General features: G+C 67.7%; 13 protein-coding genes. 8 read left to right on the top strand and 5 right to left on the bottom strand.

Annotation, left to right across the window (positions count from 1 at the left end; all coding sequences use genetic code 11):
- Nucleotides 1-40 precede the first annotated feature (40 nt).
- From G6N35_RS10455 to G6N35_RS10440, 4 genes are read left to right on the top strand one after another with little or no spacing between them, the layout of a single operon-like run.
- Nucleotides 41-4,942: an NAD-glutamate dehydrogenase gene (locus G6N35_RS10455; RefSeq protein ID WP_407664543.1), complete on the top strand. Its 4,902-nt coding sequence runs from the start codon at nt 41-43 to the stop codon at nt 4,940-4,942.
- Nucleotides 4,935-5,348 carry an acyl-CoA thioesterase gene (locus tag G6N35_RS10450; protein WP_163807593.1) on the top strand — a complete coding sequence of 138 codons (414 nt, stop codon included), beginning with the start codon at nt 4,935-4,937 and terminating at the stop codon, nt 5,346-5,348. The genes G6N35_RS10455 and G6N35_RS10450 overlap by 8 nt, the downstream gene beginning before the upstream one ends.
- Nucleotides 5,345-5,980: a DUF8010 domain-containing protein gene (locus G6N35_RS10445; RefSeq protein ID WP_163804193.1), complete on the top strand. Its 636-nt coding sequence runs from the start codon at nt 5,345-5,347 to the stop codon at nt 5,978-5,980. Before G6N35_RS10450 ends, G6N35_RS10445 begins: the two co-directional genes overlap by 4 nt.
- The gene (locus G6N35_RS10440) at nt 5,977-6,615 is read left to right on the top strand and encodes a DUF1345 domain-containing protein (RefSeq protein WP_170313123.1); all 639 of its coding nucleotides are present in this window, start codon (nt 5,977-5,979) and stop codon (nt 6,613-6,615) included. The genes G6N35_RS10445 and G6N35_RS10440 overlap by 4 nt, the downstream gene beginning before the upstream one ends.
- On the opposite strand, the gene G6N35_RS10435 is transcribed toward G6N35_RS10440, so the two are convergent.
- Genes G6N35_RS10435 through G6N35_RS10425 form a run of 3 tightly spaced genes read right to left on the bottom strand, consistent with a single transcriptional unit; the run spans nt 6,612 to nt 9,272 of the window.
- Nucleotides 6,612-8,162 carry a glycoside hydrolase family 13 protein gene (locus tag G6N35_RS10435; protein ID WP_163804192.1) on the bottom strand — a complete coding sequence of 517 codons (1,551 nt, stop codon included), beginning with the start codon at nt 8,160-8,162 and terminating at the stop codon, nt 6,612-6,614. The genes G6N35_RS10440 and G6N35_RS10435 overlap by 4 nt on opposite strands.
- A 6-nt stretch (nt 8,163-8,168) precedes the next feature.
- Nucleotides 8,169-8,825 (bottom strand): TetR family transcriptional regulator, encoded by a 657-nt coding sequence (locus tag G6N35_RS10430; protein ID WP_163804191.1) that lies wholly within the window; start codon nt 8,823-8,825, stop codon nt 8,169-8,171.
- Nucleotides 8,826-8,876: 51 nt separating this feature from the next.
- Nucleotides 8,877-9,272 carry a globin gene (locus tag G6N35_RS10425; protein WP_163804190.1) on the bottom strand — a complete coding sequence of 132 codons (396 nt, stop codon included), beginning with the start codon at nt 9,270-9,272 and terminating at the stop codon, nt 8,877-8,879.
- A gap of 130 nt (nt 9,273-9,402) precedes the next feature.
- On the opposite strand from G6N35_RS10425, the gene G6N35_RS10420 reads away from it, so the two are divergent.
- From G6N35_RS10420 to G6N35_RS10410, 3 genes are read left to right on the top strand one after another with little or no spacing between them, the layout of a single operon-like run.
- Entirely contained in the window at nt 9,403-10,035 is a 633-nt protein-coding gene (locus tag G6N35_RS10420) for an HNH endonuclease (protein WP_163804189.1), read from the top strand.
- A gap of 43 nt (nt 10,036-10,078) precedes the next feature.
- A complete protein-coding gene (ctaJ, locus tag G6N35_RS10415) occupies nt 10,079-10,294 on the top strand; it encodes an aa3-type cytochrome oxidase subunit CtaJ (protein WP_163807591.1) in 216 nt (71 codons plus the stop codon).
- Nucleotides 10,281-10,760, top strand: coding sequence for a DUF5130 domain-containing protein (locus G6N35_RS10410; protein ID WP_163804188.1), 480 nt, complete (start codon nt 10,281-10,283; stop codon nt 10,758-10,760). Before ctaJ ends, G6N35_RS10410 begins: the two co-directional genes overlap by 14 nt.
- On the opposite strand, the gene G6N35_RS10405 is transcribed toward G6N35_RS10410, so the two are convergent.
- Together G6N35_RS10405 and pepN are read right to left on the bottom strand one after the other, a co-directional pair.
- The gene (locus G6N35_RS10405; protein WP_163804187.1) at nt 10,717-11,079 is read right to left on the bottom strand and encodes an HNH endonuclease; all 363 of its coding nucleotides are present in this window, start codon (nt 11,077-11,079) and stop codon (nt 10,717-10,719) included. The two genes, G6N35_RS10410 and G6N35_RS10405, sit on opposite strands and share 44 nt — an antisense overlap.
- Before the next feature lie 23 nt (nt 11,080-11,102).
- Nucleotides 11,103-13,658 carry an aminopeptidase N gene (gene pepN / locus G6N35_RS10400; RefSeq protein WP_246224270.1) on the bottom strand — a complete coding sequence of 852 codons (2,556 nt, stop codon included), beginning with the start codon at nt 13,656-13,658 and terminating at the stop codon, nt 11,103-11,105.
- Between the two features lie 85 nt (nt 13,659-13,743).
- Between pepN and G6N35_RS10395 the strand changes: the two genes are divergently transcribed.
- Nucleotides 13,744-14,352: a mycothiol-dependent nitroreductase Rv2466c family protein gene (locus G6N35_RS10395; protein WP_163804185.1), complete on the top strand. Its 609-nt coding sequence runs from the start codon at nt 13,744-13,746 to the stop codon at nt 14,350-14,352.
- Nucleotides 14,353-14,400 lie beyond the last annotated feature (48 nt).

Raw genomic sequence — 14,400 nt, 5'->3', positions numbered from 1 at the left:
CGGACCAGCGTGGGTTCGCAAGCTGATCAGGAGTTCCGGTATGACGGTTGACCCCAGGACCACCAGCCTCGACTTGCCGGTCGAATGGACCCATCTCAGCCAGGCGGCCCTCGACGAGAAGACCTCGGCGATGGGCGCGGCCTACTTGGCGACCTACCGCGGTCCGCACGGCGGCGCCCCGCACAGCGAGGTCGATGCCACCGACACCGGGCCGCTGATCCAGGGCGGCGCCAACCACGTCGTACCGGCGGCGCTGATCGCCGCCCAGGAACGGCTGGCCCATGGCCGCGCCCCGGCCGAGACCCTGGTCGCGGTCTACAGCAACGACGACCCGGGCGGTTTCGGCCCCGCGCTGCAGATCGTCACCGAGCAGGCCAGCATGCTGCTCGACTCCGTCACGGTGCTCCTGCACCGCCTCGGCGTGGCCTACGTGGCGCTGATGAACCCGGTGTTCCAGGTGCGGCGCAGCGCCAGCGGCGAGCTGCTCGACGTGCAGCCGCAGCCCGCCGACCCCGACTTCACCAACGGCTTCCCGGAGTCCTGGATCCACGTCCAGCTGGCACCGACGGTGAACCGCAAGGCGCTGGCCGAGGCGCAGCGGCTGCTCCCGATGGTCGTCGCCGACGCCCGGCAGGTGGCCTTGGATTCGCAGGCACTCGGTGAGGTACTGCAGAACCTGGCCAGGGAGATGGACGGCGACACCGGCGTCCGCTTCCCGAGTGCCGACCGCGGTGATGTCGCCGACCTGCTGCGCTGGCTGGCCGACGGACACTTCGTGCTGCTGGGCTCGCAGCTGTGCGCAGTGGCCGACGGTAAGGCCACGGTCGAGGAGTCCACCCGGCTCGGGGTCGCCCGGCTGCGCACCGAGGTGCTGCCTCAGCTCACCGAGCCGGGTGATCTGGTGGTGCTGGCCCAGGCGACCATGCCCAGCTTCCTGCGCTACGGGGCCTACCCGTACATCGTGGTGATCCGGGAGGAGCGTGGGTCCGGCGGGCAGGAGCGAAGCGACTCGGGGGATGGGTCCGGCGCGGTTGAGCATCGCTTCGTCGGGTTGTTCACGGTGGCGGCCACCAGTGCCAACGTGCTCGACATCCCACTGATCTCGAGCCGGGTGCGTGAGGTCCTGGACATGACGTCCAGTGACCCGAGCCATCCCGGTCAGCTGATGCTCGACATCATCCAGACAATCCCGCGCTCGGAACTGTTCTCGCTGACCGCGCAGCAGATGCTGGCGATGGCCACCGCCGTCGTGGAACTGGGATCGCGCCGGCGCGCCCTGCTGTTCCTGCGCGCCGATCAGCTGGGCCACTTCGTGTCAGGTTTGGTCTACCTCCCGCGTGACCGCTACACCACCGCGGTGCGGCTGTCCATGCAGGACATCCTGGTCCGTGAGTTCGGTGGCGAATCCATCGACTACACCGCCCGCGTCAGCGAATCGCCTTGGGCTGTAGTGCATTTCACGGTGCGGCTGCCCGACATGGATCGTCAGTCGATCGACACCTCCGAAGCCAACCGGACCCGGGTGCAGGCCCTGCTCACCGAGGCGCTGCGCACCTGGGGGGATCGGCTGATCGGAGCCGCCCGCACCGGCTCGATCGACCAGGCGATGGCCGAACACTATGCCGACGCCCTGCCCGAGGAGTTCAAGCAAGTCGTCACCCCGGTCGAGGCGATCACCGACATCGGCTTCATCGAAGGGCTGCAAGAAGATTCGGTCCGGCTGCAGTTCGAGCCGGGTGACGACGGAAACGACGCCTTCCTCACCTGGTACCTCGGCGGCTCGACCGCGACGCTGAGCCGTCTGCTGCCGATGCTGCAGTGCATGGGGGTCGAGGTGCTCGAGGAGCGCCCGTTCACCGTGGTGCGCCCCGACGGTCTCAAGGTGTGGATCTACCAGTTCAAGATCCGCCCGGACGCCTCCATCCCGGACGCGGTCACCACCGAGGAATTCGACGCCAGGGCACAGCGCTTCTCCGATGCGGTCACCGCGATCTGGCAGGGCCGCGCCGAGATCGACCGGTTCAACGAACTGGTCCTGCGCGCCGGGCTCACCTGGCAGCAGGTCGCGGTGTTGCGGGCCTACGCAAAGTACCTGCGGCAGTCGGCTTTTCCCTACAGCCAGGCGCACATCGAGACGGTCCTCAACGACAACGCCGGCACCGCCGCGTCCCTGGTCGCGCTGTTCGAGGCGATGTTCGACCCGGACTCGGCGGCCAAGGGCCTGGACGCCCATGCCGCCGCTGACGCCGTCACCGCCGACATCGACGCGCTGGTGAGCCTGGACACCGACCGGGTGCTGCGTGCCTTCGCCTCGATGATCCAGGCCACCCTGCGGACCAACTACTTCGTCGAGGATCCTGACTCGGCTCGGGCGCAGAATGTGTTGTCGCTCAAGCTCAATCCGCAGCTGATCGACGAACTGCCGCTGCCCAGGCCCAAGTTCGAGATCTTCGTCTACTCACCCCGGGTGGAGGGCGTGCACCTGCGGTTCGGCCACGTCGCCCGTGGCGGCCTGCGCTGGTCGGACCGGCGAGAGGACTTCCGCACCGAAATCCTGGGGCTGGTCAAAGCGCAGGCGGTCAAGAACGCCGTCATCGTGCCGGTCGGCGCCAAGGGCGGCTTCGTCGTCAAGCAACCGACGCCGGCCACCGGCGACGCGGCCGTCGACCGCGACAACTTCCGCAACGACGGCGTGGCCTGCTATCGGCTGTTCATCGCCGGACTGCTCGACGTCACCGACAACGTCGACCGCGCCACCGGCCAGATCGTCGTTCCCTCCGGTGTGGTGCGCCGCGACGGCGATGACGCCTACCTGGTGGTGGCCGCCGACAAGGGCACCGCCACCTTCTCCGACATCGCCAACGACGTGGCCAAGTCCTACGGCTTCTGGCTCGGCGACGCCTTCGCCTCCGGCGGCTCGGTGGGCTATGACCACAAGGCCATGGGCATCACCGCCAAGGGGGCGTGGGAAGCCGTCAAACGGCACTTCCGCGAGATGGGTGTGGACACCCAGAGCGAGGATTTCACCGTCGTCGGCGTCGGCGACATGAGTGGCGACGTCTTCGGCAACGGCATGCTGCTGTCCCACCACATCCGGCTGATCGCGGCCTTCGACCACCGGCACATCTTCGTCGACCCCAACCCGGCGGCGGCCAGGTCCTGGGAGGAGCGCCGCAGGCTCTTCGAGCTGCCGCGCTCCAGCTGGGAGGACTACGACGCCGCTCTGATCAGCGAGGGTGGCGGCGTCTTCAGCCGCCAGCAGAAGTCCATCCCGATCAGCCCGCAGATGCGCGAGGCGCTGGGCATCGACGACGACGTCACCGAGATGACGCCGCCGGCATTGATGAAGACGATCCTGCAGGCGCCCGTCGACCTGTTGTTCAACGGCGGCATCGGCACCTACATCAAGGCCGAGTCGGAGTCCGACGCCGACGTGGGTGATCGCGCCAACGACACCATCCGGGTCAACGGAAACCAGGTGCGCGCCAAGGTCGTCGGCGAAGGCGGCAACCTGGGCGTCACCTCGCTGGGCCGGGTGGAGTTCGACCTGTGCGGCGGTCGCATCAACACCGACGCCATGGACAACTCCGCGGGCGTGGACTGCTCCGACCACGAGGTCAACATCAAGATCCTGGTCGACTCGCTGGTCACCGCGGGCAAGGTCAGTGCGGCCGACCGCACCGAACTGCTCACCTCGATGACCGATGAGGTGGGCCGGCTGGTGCTGACCGACAACATCGACCAGAACGATCTGATGGGCACCAGCCGGGCCAACGCCGCGGCCATGCTCAACGTGCACGCCCGCCAGATCCGCGAGCTCGAGGAGCGTCGCGCGCTCAACCGCGAGCTCGAGGCGCTGCCGTCGACCAAGGAGATCCGCAGGCGCCAGGAAGTCGGCCTCGGGCTGACCTCACCGGAGCTGGCCACCCTGATGGCCCACGTCAAGCTCGCTCTCAAGGACGAGGTGCTGGCCAGCGACCTGCCCGACCAGGATGTGTTCGCCTCGCGGCTGCCGCTGTACTTCCCGGGCCAGCTGCGCGACAATTTCGGCCCGGACATCCGCAACCACCAGCTGCGTCGCGAGATCGTCACCACGATGCTGGTCAACACCGTCGTGGACACCGGCGGTATCACCTACGCCTACCGGGTCACCGAGGACGTGGGCGTCGGATACGTCGACGCCGTGCGGACCTTCGGTGCCACCGACGCCATCTTCGGGATCGGCGAGACGTGGCGGCGGATCCGTGACGCCCGACTGCCGGTCAACGTCTCGGACCGGATGACGCTGGATCTGCGCCGATTGCTCGACCGGGCCTCGCGCTGGCTGCTGAACTACCGCCCGCAGCCGTTGGCGGTCGGAGCCGAGATCAACCGGTTCGCCGCCACGGTGGCCGAGCTGGCACCGCGGATGCCGGAGTGGCTGCGTGGCGACGACAAGGCCATCGTGAACAAGGAGGCCGCGGAGTTCGCCGCGCATGGCGCACCGGCCGATCTGGCCTACACGGTGGCCGCCGGGCTGTACCACTACAGCCTGCTCGACGTCATCGACATCGCCGACATCGTGGAACGTGATCCGGCTGAGGTGGCCGACACCTACTTCGCGCTGATGGATCATCTGGGCACCGACGGGCTGCTGACGGCGGTGTCCGGGCTGCCACGGGATGACCGCTGGCATGCCTTGGCGCGGTTGGCAATTCGTGACGACATCTACGGCTCGCTACGGGCGCTGTGCTTCGACGTGCTCGCCGTGGGCGAGCCCGACGAGACCGGTGAGCAGAAGATCGCCGAGTGGGAGCACACCAACGGTTCGCGGGTCGACCGTGCGCGCCGTACCCTGGCCGAGATCTATGAGGACGACGAACGCGACCTGGCCACACTGTCGGTGGCAGCCCGGCAGATCCGCAGCATGACCAGGACGAGTGGAACAGGAACAAGTGGGTAACGGCTTCACCACCGGGGTGCACGTCCGCTGGTCCGACATCGACATGTACCAGCACATCAACCACGCCACCATGGTGACGATCCTGGAAGAGGCGCGGGTGGACTTTCTGCGCGAGCCCTTCGCCGAGGACATCACCACCATCGGCCTGCTCATCCACGAGGTCCAGGTGCTCTACAAAGGTCAACTGCGGCTGGTGGATTCACCGCTGCAGGTGACCATGTGGACCAAACGGCTGCGGGCGGTGGACTTCACCCTGGGCTACGAAGTGCGCTCGGTCGGTGCCGATCCCGATTCCCGTCCGGCGGTGATCGCCGAAACTCAACTGGCGGCGGTGCATATCGAGGAGCAGCGACTGGTCCGGCTCTCGCCGACGCACCGGGAGTACCTGCAGCGCTACCTGCGATGAGCCTGCTCATTGCCGACCCGGTGCAGCGCAATGACCTGGGTGCCTTCGTCGAACGGGCACTGCGCCTGGACGAGGCGGCGGTGGTGCGGCTGCGGCAGCGTGCCGACGGGCTGGTGGCTGCCTGGGTGGGTACCGGTCTGGACGTGCTGGCGGTGCGGGTGGTCGCCGGTGCGGTGAGTCCCCCCGATATGTCCTGTGCCGCAGATCAATTGGCGCGCGGCCTGCAGCAGGCCGACGCGGCCGGGCAGATCGACACCGGCTTCCCGATGGACTCCGCCTGGCGCGGTGTGCTGCCGCCGGACACCGGCTTCGTCCACCTGGACGACGTGCCGGCCGCGGTGCTGGTCGATCTCGCCCGCCGCGGAGCCGAACTGGCCAGGGATCAGGGCAGTGCCCACGGGCCGCCCGCTTCGCTGCTCGACCAGGACGTGCTGCAGGTCAGTTCCGGCGATGTGCTGGCCGGAGTGCCGATGCGGTGTGTGTTTGCCCTGACCGCAATGGGTTTCGTGCCGGAGTCGCCGTCCGCGGAGGAGATCGTGCGGGTTCGGATGCTACCGGCGTGGCTGCGCATCGACGCCCGGTTCGGGTCGGTGTTCCGCCGTCGCGGCGACCCGGCGCTGGTGCTGCGATGAACACGGGCAGACTGCCCTTCTGGGGCCGCCCGGTGGCCCGAGTCGCGGTCGGGACCGCGGCCGGCGCTGCCGTCACGGCCGTGATGTGGGACCGCGCCGGAGCCTTGTCGCTGCTGGCCGGCTGGAGTGCCCTGGCGCTGACGTTCACCGGCTGGACGTGGAGCCTGCTGTGGCCGATGGACCATCGGCGCACCGCCTCCCATGCCGGCAGCGAGCAGCCCGGGCACGTCGCCGTCATCACCCTGATCCTCGGTGGTGCGCTGGCCAGCCTGGCCGGCGTCGGGGTTCTGCTGCACCGCACCGATGACCTGGCCGCCGGCTGGCTGGCCGTGGGTGCGATCGTGCTGTCCTGGCTGACCATCCACACCCTGTTCGCCCTGATCTACGCCAAGCACTACTTCGACAGCGTGCATCCGGGCGGGATCGACTTCAACGATCCCGACGACCATGACCGGCCCAGCTATTCCGACTTCTTCTACGTCGCGTTCGCGGTCGGCATGAGCTTTGCCATCTCCGACACCAACCTGACCAGCAGGCGAATGCGCAAGACCGCCCTTGCCCACGGCCTGCTGTCCTTCGTCTTCGGGACGATGATCATCGCCTCCGTGGTGAACGTGGTGTCCTCGTCGGGCTAGGCCGGTTGGACCCAGGCCGCCGAATTCGGTTGCAGCCGGCCGTCGTCGGTCGGTGCGCTGGCGGCGATGACGGTCCCGGCGGGCAGTGCCACCGCCGTGTCCGAGGTGTTCAGCACACAGAGCACCCCCCCGGAGAAGAACGCCAGCACATCGGAGCCCAGCTCCAGCCACTCCACGTCGTTCTCGGTGACGTGGAATGCGTTGCGCCGCAATCCGAGGATCGTGCGGAACAGCGCCAGCGTGGAGTCGGGGTCGGCGTCCTGATGTTGTACCGTCAACGTCGCCCAGTCCGTTGGCATCGGCAACCAGGTGTTGGGATTGGACGAAAACCCATACGGGGGAGTGGTTCCCGACCACGGCAGCGGAACCCGGCAACCGTCGCGGCCCCGTTCGGTCTGGCCCGAGCGTTCCCACACCGGGTCCTGCAACACCTCGTCGGGCAGCTCGACGTTCGGTAGCCCCAGCTCCTCACCGTTGTAGAGGAACACCGCTCCGGGCAGCGCCAGCATCACCATGGCCATCGCCTTGGCCCGTGCCAGGCCGACCGCGCCGCCACCGTAGCGGCTCACCTCCCGATCCACGTCGTGGTTGGACAGCGTCCACGTCGGGCTGGCATCCGCTAAAGAGGCTGCCGCCAGGGCATTCTCGATCGCGCCGTGCACGCTGACCGCGTCGAAATCGGCCCGCACCAACCGGAAGTTGAAGCCCATGTGCAACTCATCCGGCCGCAGATACTTGGCGAAGTCCTCGTTGTCGAACACCCAGATCTCGCCGATCGTCACCGCATGCGGATAGTCGTCGAGCACCGAACGGATGCCCCGGTGGATGTCATGCACACCCTCGTGGTTGAACCGGGGATCGTCGTCCTGCGACGTGAGCATCTCGACATTGGGATTGCTCATATCCGGCAGCCCCGGCGGCTTGGACATCCCGTGTGCGACGTCGATGCGGAACCCGTCGACCCCGCGGTCGAGCCAGAACCGCAGCGTCTTCTCCAGATCCTCGAACACCTCGGGGTTGTCCCAGTTGAGATCGGGCTGTTCGGAGTCGAACAGGTGCAGGTACCACTGACCGTCGGGCACCCGGGTCCAGGCCGGCCCACCGAACACCGACACCCAGTTGTTCGGCGGCTCGCCGTCCGAGTCCGAGTCGCGGAAGATGTAGCGCGCCCGCTCCGGGCTTCCCGGCGCAGCCGCCAGCGCGGCCTGAAACCAACTGTGCTGGGAGCTGGTGTGATTGGGCACCAAATCCATGGTCACCCGGATGCCGCGCTCGTGCGCGCCGCTGATCAGGCGCTCCAGTGCGCCCAGCCCGCCGAACAATGGGTCCACATCACGCGGGTCGGCCACGTCATAGCCGTGATCGGCCATCGGGGACACCATCACCGGGTTCAGCCAGATCGCATCGACTCCGAGTGCGCTGAGATGGTCCAGGTGGGCCACCACACCGTCGAGGTCACCCACGCCGTCGCCGTCACTGTCAGCGAACGACCGGGGGTAGACCTGATAGAAGATCGCGTTCGTCCACCAATTCGGTTCAGCGGTCACGCTCTCTCATTGTGCCGTGATCGGCGTATCCGCGTAGGCCTGGTGGGTCCGTGCCACGAAATCGCGGAAGTACGGTAGCGACTCCTGGCGCACGATCGCGCCGAGCAGTACCCGCCAGATTCGGGCCAGCCGAGCCAGGACGTCGTCACCGATGGCGTCGGATAGCAGGTGCGACCCCAGCGTGGTCACCCAGATGGTTTCGCCGACATCCTCGGGGTTGAGGTCGCCGCCGAGGCCGTCGCGGCCGAGGGCCTCGCACACCTGGCCGACGAAGAGCGCGGTCCAGTCCAGGAACGCCTTCGGACCGCGGTCGCTGACCTGGGTCAAGGACTGCGCCAGCATCTTGCCTGCGGCAATGGTGCGATCGGTGCCGGTCAGGTCGGCGACGGCGAACGTCGCTCGGATGATGTTCTCCAACGCCGGCGACGAGGACTCGATGATGGCCGTGGAGACCTCGGCGAACGTGTGGAACGTGCTGTCGATGATCGCGGCCGCAACGGCTTCTTTGGAGTCGAAGTGGTAGTAGAAGGCGCCCTTGGTGACATCAGCGCGCTGCAGGATCTCGGCGAGCCCCGTCTCGCCGTAGCCAAGGTCGATGAACAACTCGACTGCGGTGTCGATGATCTTCTTCCTGGTCGCCTCGGCCCGCGCTTGACGTGCCATGGGCTGACCCCCTTTCCACACCCCCGATCCGACGGTAGCGCGTCGGCGGGCTCAGAACGGGGAGTTGACCATCGAGTTGGCCGCCATATCCAGATACGCCAGCAATTCGCGGCGATGCTCGTCGTCCATGGTCTGCGAATCGATCGAGGCCACCGCGGTGTGCATGCATCGCAGCCAGGCGTCGCGCTCGATGAACCCGATCGTGAACGGCACGTGGCGCATCCGCAGCCGGGGGTGTCCGCGCAGCTCGGAGTAGGTACGCGGCCCTCCCCAATACTGCTCCAGGAACATCCGCAGCCGATCTTCGGCGGCATCGAGTTCATCTTCGGGATACAGCGGCAGCAGCACCTCGTCCTCACGAACCAGCTCGTAGAACCGGGACACGATCGTGCGGAACGTTGCGGCACCACCCACCGCGTCGTAGAACGTCTGCGGGTCTTCGGGCACCCCACCATTGTGACCGTGGCACCCGGCCGGAGCCGACGTCACCCGATGTTCACGGATTCGACCTGCGAACACAGGCCAAATTGCCGTGCGCTCGCGGCCGATCCGTGGTGCACTGGTTCGCGGAGGACGCATGTCGCAGCGCAACCGGAACCGCGGCCACCGAGCCGCGGCGGGGACCGTCGGGTCCCTCGCAGGCTCAGGCCTGCACGCCGACCCTCACATACCCGGCCCGGCTGACGGTTCAGTGTGGGGACGTCGCCGGGTATTGCTGCTGAATTCAACCTACGAACCGTTGACCGCGTTGCCGATGCGCCGCGCGGTCATCATGCTTTTGTGCGGAAAAGCCGACGTCGTGCACGACGATCCGGGTGGACCCGTCATCCATTCGGCGTCGCGGGCGATCGCGGTGCCCTCGGTGATCCGGTTGCGGACCTATGTGCGGGTGCCTTATCGGGCCCGGATCCCCATGACCCGGGCCGCGCTCATGCACCGCGACCGGTTCCGGTGCGCGTACTGCGGATCCAAGGCCGACACCGTCGACCATGTGGTGCCGCGCAGTCGCGGCGGCGAGCACTCGTGGGAGAACTGCGTCGCGGCGTGCGCGGCGTGCAATCACCGCAAGGCCGACAAGCTGCTGACCGAGTTGGGCTGGACGCTGCGCTTGGTGCCGACGCCGCCCAAGGGCCAGCACTGGCGGCTGTTGTGCACGGTCAAGGAGCTGGACCCCGCGTGGGTGCGTTACCTCGACGAGGGCGCTGCGTGACGCTGCTACGGTTTGAACCGTGAGCACTGCAGCCATTCACTCGATGATGGGCGGGATCCCGCTGCTGGTGGTAGCGATACTCGCCGCGCTGATCTTGCCCCGCAAGGGCAATCACCCCGCCACCTATCAGCTTTCCGAGCCCTGGACGCACGAACCGATCCTGTGGGCGGCCGTCGACGAGGTCGTTCCCGGCGGCGGACACCACGGGCATGGTTCGGACGAGACGAGTGTGGGAGGTGGCGCAAGTGGCAAGTGGTGACCATTCCACGGCGGTGGCGCACGTCGACCCGGCGAATCTGCCGGCCGGTTGGGCGGTGACGTCCAGCGGTCGGCTCTCCGGTGTGACGCAACCCGGTGTGCCTTCGGTGACCTACCCGTTCCCGATCAAGGACCTGGTAGCCCTCGACGATGCCCTGAAGTACGGCACCAGGCAGTCCAAGGCTCGCTTCGCGGTATACATCGGTGATCTGGGTGCCGACACCGCGGCCCGGGCCCGGGAACTGCTCGCCGACGTCCCGACGCCCAACAATGCTGTGCTGCTTGCTGTTTCACCCGACCAGCGGGCCATCGAGGTGGTCTACGGCGCCGATGTGCGCGGCCGTGGCGCCGAGTCGGCCGCACCGCTGGGTGTATCGGCTGCCGCCGGTGCGTTCCAGGAGGGCAACCTCATCGACGGCTTGATCAGTGCGGTGCGGGTGTTGTCGGCTGGGATCTCGCGGCCCTGATCGCCACGTAGCGCTCCAGGAACGCCCGTTCGTCGAGCCGCTTGCGGCGCATCCACGCGGTGACCTCGTCATTGCACTTGCTGGCATTGCAGGCCGCGCAGGCGGGCACCACGTTGTCCAGGGTGTAGCGCCCGCCGCGCGATATCGCCATCACGCAGTCACGTTGCAGCGGCGTGCCGGTGGCCCCGCAGTAGGCGCAGCCATTCCAGGCATCTTTGAGCGCCGTCCACTGTTCCTCGGTGAGGTCGTTGACCGCAGCCTTCACCCGGCGCGTACGCCTGCGCGCCGCGCGGGCTCGCCGACTGTTGGGAGCCGCCATGGCCCGATCTTCTCAGCGCGACGTCAGCTCGCGTCGAAGGCGCGCGCGTTCAGCGAGCGTTCGACCCCGGCGCGGCCTTCCAGCACCAGCCGGCGCAGTGCGGCGGGTAGCTCGCCGGCCAGGAACTCGTCGGCCGCCGCCAACGCGTCGGCGCTGATGTCCCACGACGGGTACAGCCCCACCACCACGGTCTGGGCCACCTCGCTGGATCGCCGCTCCCACACCCCGGGGATCGCCGCGAAGTAGCGGGCGGTGAACGGCGCCAGCACCGCCCCCTGCCCGGGCTGGGCGAACCCGCCGATGATGGCGCGCGCGGTGATGTTGGCCAGGGTGTCGTCCTCGACGACCTGCTGCCAGGCCTGCTCCTTGACCTGCGCCTGCGGGCGGGCCGCAGCCGCGGCGGCCGCCTGCCGCTTACCGGCGGCGGTCGGGTCGCGCTGCGCCTCGGCATCGATGAACGGTGTGGCCGCACCGTCGGCGTCGAGATCACCGGATGCGGCCAGCGCGGTCACGATGCGCCAGCGCAGATCGGTGTCGATCACCAGGCCCGGCAGGTTGACCGCGGCCGGCTCGTTGTCCAGCAGCGTTGACAGGACCGCGACATGGTTGCGCGACAACACCGAGGTGCACAGCGCATTGACGAACGCCAGCTGGTGATCGGAGCCCGGGGCAGACTCGCGGGCCAGATCCAGCAGCCGGTCGCCGAAGGCCGGCCAGCCGATCTCCTTGGCCCAGCCCGGCTCGGCATAGGAGTTCAGCGCGGTCTGCGCCTGCAGCAGCAGCCGCTGGGCCACCCCGACCTCGGTCTCGGCCTGCACCCCGCTCATCACCAGCGCCACGAAATCACGGGCCTTGAGCTCGGCGTCGCGGGTCATCTCCCAGGCCGCCGACCACACCAGCGTGCGGGGCAGCGGTTCGGCGATGTCGGCGATCCGGGCAATGGCGACCCGCAACGATTCCGGGTCCAGCCGCATCGAGCAGTAGGTCAGGTCGTCGTCGTTGACCAGAACCAGCTGCCCGCGCGAAACACCCTGCAGCGCTGGAACTTCGGTGATCTCGCCGGAGACATCGAGCTCCTCGCGGTGCACCCGGACCAGCTTGCCGGTGGTCGGGTCGTTGTCGTAGATGCCGACCGCCAGCCGGTGCACCCGGGTCTCGCCGGCGCCGGGCTTGGCGCCACCCTGGGTGATCGCGAAACGGGTGAAGCGCCCGGCGTCGTCGACGTCGAAATCGGCGCGCAGCGTGTTCAGGCCGGTGGTCTTGAGCCACTGGCGGCCCCAGTCGCTCAGGTCGCGGCCGGAGGCCTTCTCGAGCGCACCCAGCAGGTCGTCGAAGGTGGCGTTGCCGAAGGCGTGCGCCTGGAAGTAGTCGCGCAGCCCGGCCAGGAAGTGTTCGAGGCCGACGTAGGCCACCAGCTGCTTGAGCACGCTGGCGCCCTTGGCGTAGGTGATGCCGTCGAAGTTGACCTCCACGGCATGCAGGTCCGGAATGTCGGCGGCCACCGGGTGGGTGGACGGCAGCTGGTCCTGCCGGTAGGCCCACGACTTCTCCACATTCGCGAACGTGGTCCAGGCCTCGGTGTACTCGGTGGCCTCGGCCTGGCACAGCACCGAGGCGAACGTCGCGAACGACTCGTTGAGCCACAGATCGTCCCACCACGTCATGGTGACCAGGTCGCCGAACCACATGTGCGCCATCTCGTGCAGCACCGTCTCGGCGCGGCGCTCGTAGCTGTAGCGGGTCACCTTGGAGCGGAAGACGTAGTCCTCCAAGAACGTCACCGCACCGGCGTTCTCCATGGCGCCGGCGTTGAACTCCGGCACGAACAGCTGGTCGTACTTGCCGAAGGCGTACGGCACCCCGAAGTTGCGGTGGTAGAAGCCGAAGCCCTGTTTGGTCTCGGTGAACAACCGCTCGGCGTCCATGAACTCCGCCAGCGAGGACCGGCAGAACAAGCCGAGCGGGATCTCGCCGTGCTCGTCGGCGTACACGTCGTCCCAGCGGGCGTACGGTCCGGCGATCAGGGCGACCAGGTAGGTGCTCATCCGCGGGGTGGTGGCGAAGGTGTGCTTACCGTCTTCAACGGACACCGTCGCCCCGTTGGAGATCACCTGCCAGTGCGCGGGCGCGGTGACGGTGACGTCGTAGGTGGCCTTGATGTCGGGCTGGTCGAAACAGGCGAACATCCGCTTGGCGTCGGCGGTTTCGAACTGCGAGTACAGGTAGACCTCGTCGTCGACGGGGTCGACGAAACGGTGCAGGCCCTCACCGGTGTTCGAGTAGCGGCAGTCGGCCTCGACCACCAGGGTGTTCTGCTTCGCCAGCCCGCGCAGCGGGATACCGGTGTTCTCGTCGTAACCGGACACGTCGATCGGGTGCCCGTTGAGAGTGGCGCTGTGGACGGCGTCGGCGGCCAGGTCGATGTAGGTGTCCGAGCCGGGCAGCGCCTCGAACGTCACGGTGGTCGTCGACCGGAACGTCTTGTCCGAATCGGTCAGATCCAGGACGATCGCGTAGTTGTCGACGGTGACCAGAGCAGCCCGCTCGATGGCCTCATTGCGAGTGAGATTGGGAAGCACGCGTTCCAACCTATATGGATCGGGAACACTCGACGATGATGATGAGTTGTGCTCGACGTCATACCCCTGACCTGGAGGAGTCTGCATGTCTGAGAAGTCCCGCGCCGATTTCTGGTTCGACCCGCTGTGTCCCTGGTGCTGGATCACCTCCCGCTGGATCCTCGAGGTCGAGAAGGTCCGCGACATCGACGTCAACTTCCACGTCATGAGCCTGGCGGTCCTCAATGAGGGACGTGACCTGCCCGAGCAGTACCAGGAGATGATGAAGAAGGCCTGGGGGCCGGTCCGGGTGGCCATCGCCGCCGAGCAGGCCCACGGCTCCGAAGTGCTCGCCCCGCTGTACACCGCGATGGGCACGCTGATCCACAACGAGGACAACAAGAACTTCGACGAGGTGATCGCCACGTCGCTGGAGCGGGCCGGGTTGCCCGCCGAACTGGCCAAGGCGGCCACCGACTCCAGCTATGACGACGCCCTGCGCAAGAGCCACCACGCCGGCATGGACGCCGTCGGCGACGACGTCGGCACCCCGACCATCCACGTCAACGGGGTCGCATTCTTCGGCCCGGTGCTCTCCCGCATCCCGCGTGGCGAAGAGGCCGGCAAGCTGTGGGACGCCTCGGTGATCTTCGCGTCCTACCCGCACTTCTGGGAGCTCAAGCGATCTCGCACGGAAGCCCCGCAATTCGACTGAAATTCACGCTCCGGTTGCGGGTTGGGCCGCCAGGGACGACCTTTAGTC

Source organism: Mycolicibacterium anyangense, assembly GCF_010731855.1.
Lineage (GTDB): Bacteria > Actinomycetota > Actinomycetes > Mycobacteriales > Mycobacteriaceae > Mycobacterium > Mycobacterium anyangense.
The sequence above is the reverse complement of the archived record's forward strand: the minus strand, read 5'-3'. Positions and strand labels throughout refer to the sequence as shown.

Excerpts from the sequence above, each read along its gene's own strand:
- G6N35_RS10455 (WP_407664543.1), top strand. The coding sequence starts at position 41 with ATGACGGTTGACCCCAGGACCACCAGCCTCGACTTGCCGGTCGAATGG.
- G6N35_RS10445 (WP_163804193.1), top strand. The coding sequence starts at position 5,345 with ATGAGCCTGCTCATTGCCGACCCGGTGCAGCGCAATGACCTGGGTGCC.
- G6N35_RS10440 (WP_170313123.1), top strand. The coding sequence starts at position 5,977 with ATGAACACGGGCAGACTGCCCTTCTGGGGCCGCCCGGTGGCCCGAGTC.
- G6N35_RS10430 (WP_163804191.1), bottom strand. The coding sequence starts at position 8,825 with ATGGCACGTCAAGCGCGGGCCGAGGCGACCAGGAAGAAGATCATCGAC.
- G6N35_RS10420 (WP_163804189.1), top strand. The coding sequence starts at position 9,403 with ATGTCGCAGCGCAACCGGAACCGCGGCCACCGAGCCGCGGCGGGGACC.
- ctaJ (WP_163807591.1), top strand. The coding sequence starts at position 10,079 with ATGATGGGCGGGATCCCGCTGCTGGTGGTAGCGATACTCGCCGCGCTG.
- G6N35_RS10405 (WP_163804187.1), bottom strand. The coding sequence starts at position 11,079 with ATGGCGGCTCCCAACAGTCGGCGAGCCCGCGCGGCGCGCAGGCGTACG.
- G6N35_RS10395 (WP_163804185.1), top strand. The coding sequence starts at position 13,744 with ATGTCTGAGAAGTCCCGCGCCGATTTCTGGTTCGACCCGCTGTGTCCC.